The sequence below is a fragment of the Sphingomonas sp. AAP5 genome (assembly GCF_004354345.1).
Lineage (GTDB): Bacteria > Pseudomonadota > Alphaproteobacteria > Sphingomonadales > Sphingomonadaceae > Sphingomonas > Sphingomonas glacialis.
This window is the reverse complement of the sequence record NZ_CP037913.1, coordinates 64,387-79,074: the sequence shown is the minus strand read 5'-3', so window position 1 is coordinate 79,074 and position 14,688 is coordinate 64,387. Positions and strand designations below refer to the sequence as shown.

At 67.2% G+C, this 14,688-nt stretch carries 10 protein-coding genes; 2 read left to right on the top strand and 8 right to left on the bottom strand.

Translation table 11 applies throughout. The annotated features are described in order from the left end of the window. Window positions 1–34 precede the first annotated feature (34 nt). From E2E30_RS00395 to E2E30_RS00375, 5 genes are read right to left on the bottom strand one after another with little or no spacing between them, the layout of a single operon-like run. On the bottom strand, window positions 35–1,153 hold the full coding sequence (locus tag E2E30_RS00395; RefSeq protein WP_206365614.1) for a PepSY-associated TM helix domain-containing protein: 1,119 nt from the start codon (window positions 1,151–1,153) through the stop codon (window positions 35–37). Further along, window positions 1,154–1,837 (bottom strand): Fe2+-dependent dioxygenase, encoded by a 684-nt coding sequence (locus E2E30_RS00390; RefSeq protein WP_133186203.1) that lies wholly within the window; start codon window positions 1,835–1,837, stop codon window positions 1,154–1,156. Further along, entirely contained in the window at window positions 1,831–2,574 is a 744-nt protein-coding gene (locus tag E2E30_RS00385) for a tetratricopeptide repeat protein (protein WP_133186201.1), read from the bottom strand. Before E2E30_RS00385 ends, E2E30_RS00390 begins: the two co-directional genes overlap by 7 nt. Beyond that, window positions 2,574–5,039 carry a TonB-dependent receptor gene (locus tag E2E30_RS00380; RefSeq protein ID WP_133186199.1) on the bottom strand — a complete coding sequence of 822 codons (2,466 nt, stop codon included), beginning with the start codon at window positions 5,037–5,039 and terminating at the stop codon, window positions 2,574–2,576. The genes E2E30_RS00385 and E2E30_RS00380 overlap by 1 nt, the downstream gene beginning before the upstream one ends. Window positions 5,040–5,087: 48 nt before the next feature. Continuing rightward, window positions 5,088–5,366: a ribbon-helix-helix domain-containing protein gene (locus E2E30_RS00375; RefSeq protein ID WP_240698991.1), complete on the bottom strand. Its 279-nt coding sequence runs from the start codon at window positions 5,364–5,366 to the stop codon at window positions 5,088–5,090. Between the two features lie 288 nt (window positions 5,367–5,654). On the opposite strand from E2E30_RS00375, the gene E2E30_RS00370 reads away from it, so the two are divergent. After that, complete coding sequence (locus E2E30_RS00370) at window positions 5,655–6,326, top strand: hypothetical protein (RefSeq protein ID WP_133186197.1); 672 nt, start codon at window positions 5,655–5,657, stop codon at window positions 6,324–6,326. 56 nt (window positions 6,327–6,382) lie between these two features. On the opposite strand, the gene cobT is transcribed toward E2E30_RS00370, so the two are convergent. Together cobT and E2E30_RS00360 are read right to left on the bottom strand one after the other, a co-directional pair. Then, the gene (cobT, locus tag E2E30_RS00365; protein ID WP_133186195.1) at window positions 6,383–8,212 is read right to left on the bottom strand and encodes a cobaltochelatase subunit CobT; all 1,830 of its coding nucleotides are present in this window, start codon (window positions 8,210–8,212) and stop codon (window positions 6,383–6,385) included. Window positions 8,213–8,360: 148 nt separating this feature from the next. Next, window positions 8,361–9,377 carry an SDR family oxidoreductase gene (locus E2E30_RS00360; RefSeq protein WP_133186193.1) on the bottom strand — a complete coding sequence of 339 codons (1,017 nt, stop codon included), beginning with the start codon at window positions 9,375–9,377 and terminating at the stop codon, window positions 8,361–8,363. 119 nt (window positions 9,378–9,496) lie between these two features. Between E2E30_RS00360 and acs the strand changes: the two genes are divergently transcribed. After that, the gene (gene acs, locus E2E30_RS00355) at window positions 9,497–11,437 is read left to right on the top strand and encodes an acetate--CoA ligase (protein ID WP_133186191.1); all 1,941 of its coding nucleotides are present in this window, start codon (window positions 9,497–9,499) and stop codon (window positions 11,435–11,437) included. Window positions 11,438–11,598: 161 nt separating this feature from the next. Here the strand turns inward: acs and E2E30_RS00350 are convergent, their stop codons facing one another. After that, window positions 11,599–14,454, bottom strand: coding sequence for an Rne/Rng family ribonuclease (locus tag E2E30_RS00350; protein WP_240698990.1), 2,856 nt, complete (start codon window positions 14,452–14,454; stop codon window positions 11,599–11,601). Window positions 14,455–14,688: the final 234 nt, after the last annotated feature.

Genomic DNA, 14,688 nt, shown 5'->3' with positions numbered 1-14,688 from the left:
CCCGGGGTGACGTTTCAGGAGTAGGCCAGCCAGATCAGCTTAGGACAACAGCTTCACCCCGCGCACGCTGCTTCGCCTTGAGCTGCGCGCGCCAGCCGCGCGACCGCCACCACATGATGATCCCGGTCACCGCCAGGATCGCGGGCAGCAGCCCGCCGAGGAAGATCACGATCTGCCAGACGAGCCCCATCCGGGTGCCGTCGTGGATCCGCCGCATCGTCCGCGCGAGTGGTTCGCGTGGCTCGGGCACGACCTTGGCGGCACCATCGGCGTCGGCGACCGTCACGGCGCGGGCATCGTGCGCGATGCCGAGCGTCCACACCGGCTTTTGATCGGTCGGCCAATCGACCTTGGTGATGGCACCCGGCGACACGGCGTTGCCGCGCGCGATGACCGCGTCGAGCGCGAGCTTGGGTGTCGCAAGCGGCAGCGGCCGCTGGCCACCCGCGCGCGCACCGGGCTTGCCGCCCGCCCCACCCTGCGCGCCGCCGAACACTTGCGGGAACGAGATCCAAGCCCCCGTCAGCGACAGCACGGACAGCGGCAGCGCGATCCAGAAGCCGAGCAGGTGATGCAGATTGGTGTCGGTGTTGCGATGCCGCCGCCAGCGAAGCCCACGCGCCCAGCGCCCGACCGTCGGCCACCACAGCCACAGCCCCGACACGCAGGACAACAGCATCGCCACCCCGATCCAGCCGACCACTTGCCGCCCGACGCCGGGAATCAGCAGCGATCCGTGGATCATGTGGAAGGTGCGGATCAGCCCGCCGCCGCTACCCGCGCTGTCGAGCACATGCGCGGTCGCCGGATCGATCCAGACGGTCTTGCGGGGCGGCGGTCCTGCGGTACGCTTGGCGGTCGGCGCGGTGCTCGCCACCACGATGACGGGCTCACCCGGCGCGGATGGGAGCGCGACCGAGGCGATCCGGTCGCCCGGCGCGAGCCGGCCGCGCGCCGCTGCGACATAGCGCTGCATCGGCTGCAGCCCGTCGCCGCTCGTCGCGTAGCGCTGCGGGTTGAGCGCATGGTCGAGCGCGTCGTCCCACACCAGCGCGGCGCCGGTCACCGACAGCGGGATGATCGCCACCGCCAGGATCAAACCGATCCATTTGTGCACCTGGAACCAGGCATTGCGCATTCCGATCTTGCTCACTCAAACCTCCGCCCAGCGGCGCAACAAATTGTGATAGACGCCGGTCAGCCGGACGATCTCGGCATCCCCCTGCCCGACACGCGCGCCGAGCGACTGGATCGCGGTGTCGAGCTCGAACAGCATCGCGCGCGCTTCGGTGTCGCGCACCATCGACTGGATCCAGAAGAACGAGGCGACACGCATCCCGCGCGTCACCGGCGCGACGTGGTGCAGGCTCGACGCCGGATAGAGCACGAGCTGACCCGCGGGCAGCTTGACGCTTTGCTCGCCAAACTGCGTCTGGATGACGAGCTCGCCGCCGTCATAGCTGTCTGGGGCGGCGAGGAAGAGCGTCGCCGACAGATCGCTGCGGATGCGATAATCGCTGCCGCGGCGGATGCGGATCGCGCTGTCGACATGCGCGCCGAACCCGTCGCCAGTCGCGTAGCGGTTGAACAGCGGCGGAAACACGTTGAGCGGAAGCGCCGCCGCCACGAACAGTGGCGAGGCGGCGAGCGCATCGAGCACGATCGCCCCACCAGCGCGCGCAGCCTGCGAATCCTCGGGCAGTTGCGCATTGTGCTTGGCGAGCGCGGACTGGTGCCCCGACGTGGCGTTGCCGTCGATCCAGTCGCCCGCATCGATCATCGCGCGGAGCGTGGCGACCTGCGCTGCGTCGAGCAGATCCGGGATGACCGTCAGCATGCGGCCCCCCGGATCGCCTGAACCCCGCGCACGCGGAAGGCACCGATGTCGGAGGCCGCAAGCCACGCCGCGGCTTTCTCGACGAACGCCGGCGTCGCGCTCGCGCCGGCGCGCTTGAGCCAGCCGATCGCATCTTCGATCCGCCCCGCCGCGCCGAGCATCCGCGCATGGTTGAAGCACCCGCGAAAATCGCCGCCCTGCGCCGCGCGGGCATAGCACAACGCCGCCGCAGTCATGTCGCGCGCGACGACCCAGCCATCCTCATGGAAGCTGCCGACGAAGTTGATCGCCTTGGCCCCTGCCAAATTTCTACCGAGCGCCGCTGCCTTGCGGAACCACGCGAGCGCCGCCGGTCGGTCCTCGGCCACGCCGTCGCCGAGCGCGAGCAGGGTCGCGTAATTGTACATCCCCCAGTCGAGCCCACGCTCGGCCGCGATGCGGTAACAGTCCGCCGCGCGGCGCTTGTCGGGCGGCGTGCCCCAGCCGAGATCGTAGCACCGACCGACCATGTTGATCGCCATCAGGTGATGCTGCGCCGCCGCGCGCGTGAACCAGCCGAGCGCGGCGCGTGGATCCGTGGCGACACCGAGCCCGTCGAGCAGCATCTGCCCATAGACCGCCTGCGCCTCGGCCTCGCCCGCTTCGGCACAGGCGCGGATGAACGCCGCGCGCTCCGCCGGTGGTGCGGCAAGCCGCGCGGCGATCTCGTCGCGCGACAGCGCCGTGACATCCTCCATCAGAACTTCGCCGTGAGCGTGCCGAACACGCTGCGTCCGGGGGCGATCGACGCGTAATGGTTGGTGTAGGTCTGGTTGAAATAGACCTTGTCGGTCAGGTTCTGCGCGTTGACCGAGAGCTGGAGGTTCGGCGTCAGCTGATAGCTCGCGCGCGCATCGAAGCGCCAATAGGCGGGGACGCCGCGCGCGAACTGGACCGTCGCGGGGGCGACCGTCACCACGCCCGCCGCGGTCTGCGTCGCGCTGCGATTGTCGGCATAGCCGCCATAGATGCGGCTCGAGTAGATCGCGCTGCCGCCGAGCTGGAAGCGCTTGGTGACCTCGTAATTCGTCGTCGCGGTGAAGCTGTGTTTCGCGATCTGCGGCACTTGCCGGCCGGTATTGGCCGAGGCGACATAGACCGTGGTCGCCGGCGCAGCGCCATTCGCCGCCACGGCAAGCGCGCTCTGACCGCCATCGACCACCTTGGCATCGAGATAGGTGTAACCGCCGAACACGGTCCATCCCGGCAGCACCGCGCCCGATGCGGTGAGCTCGAGCCCGCGGATCCGCGTGCGGCCGATAAAGGCGACGCTGCCGCCATCGGCGGTGACGCGCGCGTTCTGGATGTCGGTCTGGAACACCGCTGCTGCGAGCGCGAGCTTTTCGTGGAACACGCTCGCCTTCGCGCCGAGCTCGTACGACTTGGTCTTCTGCACCTTGAGCGAGTCGAGCACCGAAAGCGTGGCAACCGTCGTCGGCAGCGCATTGTCCTCGCGCCCCTCGCCGAGCAGGCTGTTGGGCGGCGTCGCGGCGGTGGCGTAGCTGGCGTAGAGGCTGGTTTCCTTGGTCGGCTTGAACACGAGCCCGGCCTGCCAGTTGAACAGCTCATCGGTGCGCGACACGCGCAGCGGCACCGCGCCGACCGCGAAGGGCAGCGTCACGGTCGATTTGAAGCGATCGAAGCGCGCACCGAGATTGAGGATCAGTTGCGGGAGCAGCGTGATCGAGTCGAAGCCATAGAGCGCGATCGTCTGCGCGTCGTTCTGCGTCTCGGTGTTGCTCGCGCCGCGCACGATCGGCGTCTGCACGCTCGACGTGTCGCTGGTGTAGTTGACGAAGGGGTCGTTGGGGTTGGGGTTGAACAAGCTCGTGCAATAATAGCGCGCGAGCGTCGCGGTCGTGCAGCGCGGCGTCAGCGTCGAGCCCGAGGCGACGACATAGGTGCCGCGCCGCGTCTTCTCCCACGCGAGCTCGGTGCCGACCGCGAAGCTGTGCTTGATGCTGCCGGTCGTGAAGCTGCCGCTGAGATCGGTCTGGTTGATCAGCGCCTTGCTATAGCCATAGCGCGTATTCGCGCGCCGCCAGACATAGCCGCCGCTCGTCAGATTGCCGCCGGTATTGGTCGTTGTCGTGCCAAAGACGTTGCCCGTGCTGTCGTCGGGCAGCAGGAAGATATAGGCCTGCGTGTCATGGTTGAAGCGCGCGGTGTTGCGCAGCGTGATCCCGCCGCCGAAATCATGCTCGACCCGCAGTGTCGCCTGGTTGGTCGTCGCATCGCGGAAGTCGCGGTTCTTGAGACCGTAGAAGGTGTTGCGCGAGATCGTCCCCGTCTGGCCGCCGCGCGTCGTGACGGTGCCGATCGCGGGCGTCGTGAAGACAGTGCCCGCGGGCAGCGCGCAATTGGTCGCCGTGCAGACGTTGAGATAGGGAATACCGCTGTCGGGGAGCTCATGGCTCTCGAGCCGGTAGAAGCCGACCGTTAGCCTCGTCGGCGTGCCGAGCCCGAAGGTGACGCTCGGCGCGATGCCCCAGCGCCGCGCCGAGACCGCGTCGCGCCCGGCGAAGTCCTGGTCGTGCCACACGCCTTCGATGCGGAACGCCGCGGTGTCGCTGACGCGCAGGTTCACATCGGCGGTGACGCGCTTGTAATCGGCATTGCCGTACGAGACGCTCGCCGATCCGAAGCTGCTCGCCTGAGGGAGCTTCGACAGGATGTTGATCGTACCGCCGGCGCTCCCGCGGCCGCCGAGCGTAGAGTCCGAGCCGCGCACGATCTGCACCGAATCGACCGCAAACACTTCGCGGCTTTGCGAGGCGAGATCGCGCACGCCGTCGACGTAGAGGCTGCCCTGGCTGTCGAACCCGCGGATGAACGGGCGGTCGCCGATCGGGTTGCCGCCCTCGGCCGCGCCGAAGGTGATGCCGGGTACGGTACGCAGCGCATCGGCGAGGCTGTTCGATCCGGTCTGCGCGATCGTGTCCTTGTTGAGCACGAGGATCGATTTCGGCGTGTCGAGCAGCGGCGCGACTTGCTTGGGATCGGTCCGGCGCTGGCCCTGGACGACGATGTCGAGCTTGGCGTCGGGATCCATGTCGTTCGCCGCGGCGGGCGGCGCATCCTCGGCGAACGCCGGATGGCTGGCGAACGCGCCGACGCACGAGAGAGCGAGATAGACGGGCTTGCGGACGGCAGAAGGTGTCAAAGCGGTTTCCCCTTGTGGGACCACCGCTATTGCGAGTCACTCGCACTGTCAACCTTGTTGCGAATGAGTATCACTAGTGATTGCTTGGAGGTCGGAAAGGATCCAGCTTCGCAGCGCGCTTGCGAGGTTGGGCGGATCCTCGGCGACGATCCGCAACGCATCGATCTGCGCGATGAGCGCGTTGAGCGGCAGCGCGCGCCGCGCCGCAGCGGCTTCGAGGACGTGCCAGAAGACGGGTTCGAGACTGATCGACGTGGCATGCCCCGCGATCGTCACCGAGCGTTTGACGGGGCCGATAAAGCCGGTGGCGGGTGCGGTTACTGTCATGGGGCGGGTCATACCATGGGCGGGATCCGTTTCGACCATGCTCGGGCCTTGAAGTCTGTCAGTGTCGAGAGTGTCGGTTACGTGCTTGACTCGATTGACCCCAAGACGTGCAGTTTACAACGGCGATCGTTTCCGTTTTTGCACGGATGGCGGCGTGCAGGTTCGACGATTTCAAAGAACGTGCAGATCATACCATAATAGCGGCGATGTAGGACAGCGCGATGACAGCAAAGATCGGAACAAACAAACAATTGCGAAGATTTGGCATTGGCGATTAACACTGTGAGGATGACCGCCGAACAACATGCCAGACTATGGGCCTTCGTTCGGGGGGAGAGCGACGAGATCAGCTTCGAAAGGTGGTTTCTCGCGCAGGACGATCTCGAAGTGCCGCTCGGCGGAGGCCTGCACTGGAACCTTGCTTCAGCCGATTATCGCGACAGGGACGTCGTATGGGAGCTTCGTAATTCGCTTGCTCAGCGCCTCGAGGCGCACGAGAAGTGCAAATGTGCTTCAATTCCGGACCTTGCCGCCATTCCGATGGGTGGTGGCGGACTTGATGAGCGTGTATTTGCGACGATTGAAAATGTCCGAGATCACGGAGGCGATCTTTGGTGGCTTCACCTTTCGAAATGTAGCGCGTGTGGCCAGCATTGGATGATCGCTCAGGAGGAGCGCATTTTTGACGAATACTTTTTGCGACGTGTCAGCAAAGAAACGGCAAAAGGTATTCTAGAGCATGCTTGGCCAGATGAATTCATAACCTACGAGCGCGTTTTGAAAATTGGCCACATATTCGCCACACCGTGTGTTTTTGTGGACCCAATGTCAGGATCATTGATCTGGTCAGCACACGATTTGCAAAAGGCGCGTCCCGAAATCACCGTTGACGAGATCGCCCGCTTGCTTGGAGTGACGCCTATGAACGCGAAGCATCTGCTTCAGGCGAAGGGCGGCTAACCGCCAAAGCCAGACCTGCCCATCGCGACTTCCCAGCCCCCGCCGAACCGCCACCCTCAAGGCGTATCGAACAGTGCCGCCAACTGCTCGATGATCGTCCCGCCCAACTGCTCGGCATCCATGATCGTCACTGCGCGCGCATAATAGCGCGTCACGTCGTGCCCGATCCCGATCGCCGCCAGCTCGACCGGCGACTTCGACTCGATCCAGCCGATCACCTGCCGCAAATGCCGCTCGAGATACGAGCCCGAATTGACCGACAGCGTCGAATCGTCGACCGGTGCGCCGTCCGAGATGACCATCAGGATCTTGCGCTCCTCGGGCCGCGCGATCAGCCGCGAATGCGCCCAGAGCAGCGCCTCGCCGTCGATATTCTCCTTGAGCAGCCCCTCGCGCATCATCAGCCCGAGCGACGGGCGCGCGCGGCGCCACGGCTCGTCGGCCTTCTTGTAGACGATGTGGCGCACGTCGTTGAGCCGGCCCGGCTGCGGCGGCCGCCCCGCGGCGAGCCACGTCTCGCGGCTCTGCCCGCCCTTCCAGGCGCGCGTGGTGAAGCCGAGGATCTCGGTCTTGACGCCGCAGCGCTCGAGCGTGCGCGCCAGGATGTCGGCGCTGATCGCCGCGATCGAGATCGGGCGGCCGCGCATCGAGCCCGAATTGTCGATCAGCAGCGTGACGACGGTGTCGCGGAAATCGGTCTCGCGCTCGATCTTGTAGCTCAGCGACAGCGTCGGGTTGACGATGATCCGCGCGAGCCGCGCCGCGTCGAGGATGCCCTCCTCCTGGTCGAAGTCCCAGCTGCGATTCTGCTGCGCCATCAGCCGGCGCTGCAGCCGGTTGGCGAGCTTGGTCACCGCGCCCTGAAGATGGACGAGCTGCTGGTCGAGATACGAGCGCAGCCGCGCGAGCTCGTCGGCGTCGCACAGGTCAGTCGCCGCGATTACCTCGTCGTAAGACGTGGTCCACGCCTTGTACTCGAACTGCGATGAGGGATCCGACAGCGGGCGGTTGGGGCGGACGGGGAGCATCCCCTCCTCGCCTTCGTCGCCGGGTTCGCCATCCATGTCGTCGAACGAATCGTCGCCCTGCTCGGTGCCTTCGCCTTCTTCGCTATCGGCCTCGGTCTCCGAGCCGCGCGCCTCGATCTCGCCCTGGCCCTGTTCGCCTTCGTCCTCGCCCTCGTCGCCCTGATCGTCCTGCTGATCCTCGCTGCCCTCTTCCTCCGATCCGCCTTCATCGGCCTCGTCGGGGATCATGTCGCCCTCGATCAGCTCGAGATCCTCGAGCAGCTTGGTGGCGAGACCCGCAAAGGCGCGCTGATCGTCGATCGCGAGGCCGAGCGCATCGAGGTCGCGCCCAGCCTTCTGCTCGATCCAGTCGCGCACCAAGTCGAGCCCGGCGACCGTGCCCTCGGGCGGCGCCGCACCCGTCAGCCGCTCGCGCACCATCAGCGCGAGCGCGGTCGACAGCGGGACTTCGTCGCGGTTTCGCGCACGCGTGATCGGATCGGCGCGCAGCCGCGTCTCGAGCGCGCGGTCGAGATTGGCGGTGATCCCGGCATAGCCGCGGCTCCCGAGCGCCTCGACGCGCGCGGTCTCGACCGCATCGAACACCGCGCGCGCCACCGCGTCGCCGGGTGCGCCCTTGGCGTGGAGCGCGGTGTCGTGATGCCGCAGCCGCAGCGCGAAGCCATCGGCGAAGCCGCGCGCCTCGGCGACTTGCTCGGGCGGGAGCGTGCGCGCGGGCATCGGCACCTTGATATGCTTGCCGCTTTGCGCGGGTGCGTCGGCGGTGAAGGCGAGCTCGATCTCGGGCTCGTGCGCGACCGCGCGCGCAGTGCCGCCGAGCACCGCCTTGAAACGATCGAGCGGGGTATCAGTGGCCACGGTTCGACTCCGGCAATGCGGTACGCGCAGGGGCAGGAAGAGCAGAGCGATACATCATGCGCCCCTGCTATCAGATGAGGACGGCGCGGAAAGCCGCAATCTTAGCGTCCGCGACGCAACAGCGAGGATTTCGCGCCCGCCGCCGCGCTCAAACTCGGACGATCCCGCGATCGAGCAAGCTGTGCGCGGTATCGAGAATCGTCGTGCGCGCATCGCGCGTCTGCCACCCGAGCCGCGCGAGCGCGTGGCCGGCATCGAGCGCACGCGTCCGGCCGAGCTCGCCGGTGACCTGGCGGATCGTCGGATCGAACAGAGCGAGCAAGCGTACGACGAAATCGGGGATGCCGTGCTTCGGCACCTTGCGCGCTTGCAGGCCGAGGCCATCGCGCAGGATCGCGCCGACCTCGTTCATCCACAGGAACGGGCCCGCGCCGATGAAGCGTTCGCCGTCGAGCCCCGGCGTCTCGAGCGCGAGCACATGCAGATCGGCAAGATCGCGCACATCGACCACCGCGAAGCCGAGCCGCGGCGTCCCCGGCACCGACCCGTCGAGCAGTCGCTGCACGAACTGGATCGAGCTCGAGAAATCGTCGCTGAGCAGTGGCCCCAGCACCGCCGACGGATTGACCGAGCAGAACTCCATCCCCGTGCCGTGCGCCGCGATCCAGTCGCGCGCGGCGCGCTCGGCGATCGTCTTCGACTTGATATAGGCGCCGACGCCGGGCGCGGTCGGATCGGTCCAGTCGGCTTCGGTGTAGCGCCGCGCATCGCCGCTGTGCCCGTATGCGATAGCCGCGACCGACGAGGTGAGCACGAAGCGCGAAACCCCCGCTGCCTGCGCGAAGTGCAGCGCGCGCAGCGCACCGTCGCGCGCCGGGACGATCAGATCGTCGTCGTTCCTCGGCGCACCCGCCGGAAAGGGCGAGGCGACATGCGCGACATGGCTGCACCCGGCGACCGCCTCGGCCCAACCGGCATCGCTCAGCAGATCGGCGGCGAAAAACGTCAGCGCATCGGGCGCCACGCCGAGCGTCGCGCGGACCTCGGCCTCGCGCGCGAGCGATCGCACCGTGGTGTTGACGTGCCACCCGCGCGCGACGAGCTGGCGGATCAGGAAGCCTGCAATATAACCGCTGCCACCGGTAACCAGGACCGTCTTCGTCATCGCGCGCTCCACCTCTGCCTGGCGATCAGTTGTAGATCGAAACGTGTTGCACGCAAAGCGACTTGACCTTGCCAAGCTGCCCGCTCCCGTCGCACATGGCGCGCGCAGGAGAGCGCGCAATGGCCGATCAGGATCTCTACCCCGTCCCCCCCGAATGGGCCGCGCATGCGCGCGTCGATGGCGCGGGCTACGATCAGATGTACGGGCGCTCGCTCGCCGATCCCGGCAGCTTCTGGCTCGACCAGGCCAAGCGGCTCGATTGGATCAAGCGCCCCGAGATCGCGGGCGACTGGTCGTTCGACAAGAGCGACTTCCACATCCGCTGGTTCGCCGACGGCAAGCTCAACGTATCGGCGAATTGCCTCGACCGGCATCTCGCCAAGCGCGGCGGCGAGACCGCGTTGATCTGGGAACCCGACAAACCCAGCGAAGAGCCGCGCCGCTTCACCTATGCCGAGCTTCATGCCGAAGTGTGCCGCTTCGCCAACGTGCTCAAGGGCCAGGGCGTGGTGAAGGGCAACCGCGTCACGATCTACATGCCGATGATCCCCGAGGCGGCGTTCGCGGTACTCGCTTGCGCGCGGATCGGCGCGATCCATTCGGTGGTGTTCGGCGGCTTCTCGCCCGAGGCGCTTGCGGGGCGGATCGAGGATTGCGGGTCGACCATCGTCATCACCGCCGACGAGGGCCGCCGCGGCGGCAAGCGCGTGCCGCTGAAAGCCAATGTCGATGCCGCCGCAGCGAACGCGCCGAGCCTCAGCACCGTCATCGTCGTCAAGGCGACCGGCGGCGCGGTGACGATGCACGACGAGCGCGACGTCTGGTATCACGAGGCGGCCGAGGGTGTCGCCACCATCTGCCCGCCCGAGCCGATGGGTGCCGAGGATCCGCTGTTCATCCTCTATACTTCGGGCAGCACGGGGCAGCCCAAGGGCGTGCTCCACACCAGCGGCGGCTATCTGCTTTGGGCAAGCCTGACGCACGAGCTCGCCTTCGACTATCGCCCCGGCGATGTGTGGTGGTGCGCCGCCGATATCGGCTGGGTGACGGGGCACACCTATATCCTCTACGGCCCGCTCGCCAATGGCGCGACGACGCTGATGTTCGAGGGGCTGCCGACCTGGCCCGACGCGAGCCGGATGTGGCAGATCGTCGATCGCCACAAGGTCACTACGCTCTACACCGCGCCGACTGCGCTGCGCGCGCTGATGAAGGAAGGCGACCGCTTCGTCACCGCGACCGATCGCAGCTCGCTGAAGCTGCTCGGCACCGTCGGCGAGCCGATCAACCCCGAGGCGTGGCGCTGGTATCACGACGTCGTCGGCGAAGGGCGCTGCCCGATCATCGACACCTGGTGGCAGACCGAGACCGGCGGCGCGATGATCGCCCCGCTGCCCGGCGCCACCGCGCTGAAACCCGGTTCGGCGACCAAGCCGCTGCCGGGAATCGACCCGCAACTGCTCGATCCCGAGGGTGTCGTGCTGAACGGCGCGACCTCGGGCAATCTCGTTATCGCGCGGAGCTGGCCCGGCCAGATGCGCGGCGTGTGGGGCGATAGCGATCGCTTCTTCCAGACCTATTTCACCACCTATCCCGGCAAATACACCACCGGCGACGGCGCGCGGCGCGACGAAGACGGCTATTACTGGATCACCGGGCGCGTCGACGACGTGATCAACGTGTCGGGCCACCGCATGGGGACGGCCGAAGTCGAGAGCGCGCTGGTGCTGCATCCGCATGTCGCCGAGGCGGCGGTCGTCGGAATGCCGCACGAGATCAAGGGCCAGGGCATCTACGCGTACGTGACGCTCAATTCGGGGCAGGATCCGTCCGACGATCTGCGCAAGGAGCTGGTCGGCTGGGTGCGCAAGGAAATCGGCCCGATCGCCGCGCCCGACAAGGTGCATTTCGCAGCCGGCCTACCCAAGACGCGCTCGGGCAAGATCATGCGCCGCATCTTGCGCAAGATCGCCGAGGGCGACGTGTCGAGCCTGGGGGATACGAGCACGCTCGCCGATCCGGCGGTGGTCGATGATCTGGTGGCGAACCGCGTGGTTTGAGCCGGGGGCGGATAGCCTCCCGGGCGTCCGTTGCGTTCGAGCGGGTATCGGCCCCGCCGCTCAAACGTCACCCCGGGCTTGTCCCGGGGTGACGATGGATCAGAAAACCTAGGATGACGCGGCCGCAGTCCCTTCACCTCGAAGGGACTGCGGCCCGTTCATCATGCGCCGAACGTGCGCTGCCACCAGCCGCGACGCGGGCTGCCGGCTTCGCCCGGATCGGGATCGATCCCGCCGTCGGGACCGGCCGCGGCGTCATCAGCCGGTGCCGCGCCGTCGAGACCGTCGGCCAGCACGACCGCCGGTGTTTCGGCTTCGGGCGCTGCCGCTTCGGGCGTCACGGCGTCGACCGCCGCTGCCTTGGGCTTGCGCGTCCGCTTGGGCTTCGGCGCGGGCTCCTGCGAGACCGGCACGTCCATCGTCGCGCTGGTTTCGTCCGCAGGCGCCGCTTCGGCAGCTACCGGCTCGACCGCCTTCTTGCGACGCGTGCGCTTGGGCTTGGCGTCGGCGTCGACCGGCGCTTCAGCCGCGACCTCGGCCGGAGCCTCGACCACGGGGGCAGCCGCAGGCTTGGCCTTGGCGGGCTTGGCCTTGACCTCGGCATCGCGTGCCTTGGGACGGCGGCGACCCTTTTTCGGGGCTTCGGCCTCGGCTTCGGCTTCGACCATCGGCGCTTCGGCAACGGGTGCCTCGGCTTCGACGGCTTCGCTCGCTACCGCGTCCTCGGCGTCGGGCGCGCCGGTGTCGCTCGCGACCTGCTCGCCCTCTGCGCGACGTCCGCCGCGACGACCGCGACGTCCGCGACGACGACGCCCACCTTCGCCATTGGCGCCTTCGCCAGCAGCACCTTCGCCCGCGGCTTCACCGTCGGCTGCGAATGCCGCCTCGGCACCCTCGTCCTGCTCGGCCGTCTCGAGCTCGGCTTCGGTCTCGACCGAATCGTCGGCGTCGGACAGTTCGCCCTCGCCAAGCGCCTCGCCCTCGGCGGCACCCTCACCCTCGGGACGCGCACGACCGCGACGACCGCGACGGCGACGGCGACGGCGCGAACCAGCCTCGTCCTCGCCAGCCGCCGCTTCGCTGCGCTCGCGCGGCTCGCGCGGAGCACGCGGCTCGCGGGCGGCCTTGGGCTGCTCCTCTTCCTCTTCCTCGATCTCGTCTTCGATCTCTTCCTCGACGAAATCGTCTTCGACTTCCTCGATCGGCGCATCGAAGCGCGGCGTGTAGGCCGGCGGCGGTCCCGAGACCTCGACCGAAACGCGGGCGCCTTCCTGCTCGCCGTCGGGCGCGATCTCGATCATCACGCCGTAGCGCTCCTCGATCTCGGCCAGCTCGCCGCGCTTGCGGTTGAGCAGGTAGAACGCCGCTTCCTGGCTGGCGCGCAGCAGCAGCTGCGACCCGCGACCCTGCGCGGCTTCATCCTCGAGCATGCGCAATGCAGCGATGCCCGACGACGACGCGGTGCGGACAAAGCCCGTCCCTTCGCAATGCGGGCACGGCCGGGTCGAGGCTTCGAGCACGCCGGTGCGCAAGCGCTGGCGGCTCATTTCCATCAGCCCGAACGACGAGATGCGACCGATCTGGATGCGCGCACGATCGTTCTTGAGCGCTTCCTTCATCGCCTTCTCGACCTTCCGGACGTTGGACCCGTTGTCCATGTCGATAAAATCGATGACGACGAGCCCGGCCATGTCGCGCAAGCGCAACTGGCGGGCGATTTCGGCGGCAGCCTCGAGGTTGGTCGCAGTCGCGGTCTGCTCGATCGAATGCTCGCGCGTCGATCTCCCTGAGTTGATGTCGATCGAGACCAAGGCTTCGGTCGGGTTGATGACGAGGTACCCGCCCGACTTGAGCTGCACGACCGGGTGGTACATCGCCGAAAGCTGCTCTTCGACGCCGGCGCGCTGGAACAGCGGCACGGGGTCGCTGTAATGCTTCACCTTGCGCGCGTGGCTCGGCATCAGGAGCTTCATGAACTCGCGGGCGTGCTGATAGCCCTCGGTGCCCTCGACGATGACCTCGTCGATCTCCTTGTTGTAGATATCGCGGATCGCGCGCTTCATCAGGTCGCTGTCGCCATAGACGAGCGCAGGCGCCGACGAGGTGAGCGTCGTCTCGCGGATCCCGTCCCACAGCCGGGCGAGATAATCGAAGTCGCGCTTGATCTCCTGGCGCGTGCGCTGGAGGCCCGCGGTGCGCACGATGCAGCCCATCGACGGGGGCAGCTTCATGTCGGCCATGATCGACTTCAGACGCTTGCGATCGCCCGCGTTCGAAATCTTGCGGCTGATCCCGCCGCCATGCGACGTGTTGGGCATCAGCACGCAATAGCGGCCGGCGAGCGACAGATAGGTCGTCAGCGCGGCACCCTTGTTGCCGCGCTCTTCCTTCACGACCTGGACGAGCAGCACTTGGCGGCGCCGGATGACGTCCTGGATCTTGTAGCGATGGCGCAGCGAGGTGCGGCGCTGCTGCAGATCGTCGGCGGCATCGTCCGATGCCGAACGCTTGCGGCGACGGCCACGGCCTTCGCCGCCGCGCGCTTCGCCCTCGGCGACGACTTCGGTGTCGGGCTCGTGCCCGCCCCCAAGCTCATCGGCGTCGTCGAAACGCTCGACCGACGTTTCGTCTACGTCCGAATCGCGCTCGAAGCCGTCGTCTTCATGCTCGTCGTCGTGGAGATCGTCTTCGGCGTCCTGCTGGGCGCGCAGTGCAGCTTCTTCAGCGGCATGCTCGGCCTCTTCGCGCAGGAGCGCGTCGCGGTCTTCCTTGGGGATCTGGTAATAATCGGGGTGGATCTCGCTGAAGGCGAGGAACCCGTGGCGGTTGCCGCCGTAATCGATGAAGGCTGCCTGGAGCGACGGCTCGACGCGCGTCACCTTGGCAAGATAGATATTCCCTTTGAGCTGCTTGCGCTCGGCACTCTCGAAATCAAACTCTTCGATTCGGTTTCCCTTGACGACAGCAACGCGGGTTTCCTCCCGGTGCCGTGCGTCGATCAGCATACGCGTGGTCATGTAATATTCTCCGGTCGCGCGACACAGGGTCCAAGGGCGCTGAGCGCCGTGGCGCTGGTCGCGCGCGATCAATGAAAGGGCTGGTCCCGGCAAAAAGGTCGCCTGGTTCGCCGCCCTGGGTTGTTACGAAAACTGCCTCTGCTCGCGCTGCACGCTCCGCCTTCCGGCCTGGAGCACCCCGCGCGCTCGCGATTCCGCCGGCGAAAGCCGGGCGGAGCGAGGGACGGGATAAAT

Coding starts and splice junctions, on each gene's coding strand:
- E2E30_RS00390 (WP_133186203.1), bottom strand. CDS start 1,837: ATGCTGACGGTCATCCCGGATCTGCTCGACGCAGCGCAGGTCGCCACG.
- E2E30_RS00370 (WP_133186197.1), top strand. CDS start 5,655: ATGACCGCCGAACAACATGCCAGACTATGGGCCTTCGTTCGGGGGGAG.
- E2E30_RS00350 (WP_240698990.1), bottom strand. CDS start 14,454: ATGACCACGCGTATGCTGATCGACGCACGGCACCGGGAGGAAACCCGC.
- acs (WP_133186191.1), top strand. CDS start 9,497: ATGGCCGATCAGGATCTCTACCCCGTCCCCCCCGAATGGGCCGCGCAT.
- E2E30_RS00375 (WP_240698991.1), bottom strand. CDS start 5,366: ATGACAGTAACCGCACCCGCCACCGGCTTTATCGGCCCCGTCAAACGC.
- E2E30_RS00385 (WP_133186201.1), bottom strand. CDS start 2,574: ATGGAGGATGTCACGGCGCTGTCGCGCGACGAGATCGCCGCGCGGCTT.
- E2E30_RS00360 (WP_133186193.1), bottom strand. CDS start 9,377: ATGACGAAGACGGTCCTGGTTACCGGTGGCAGCGGTTATATTGCAGGC.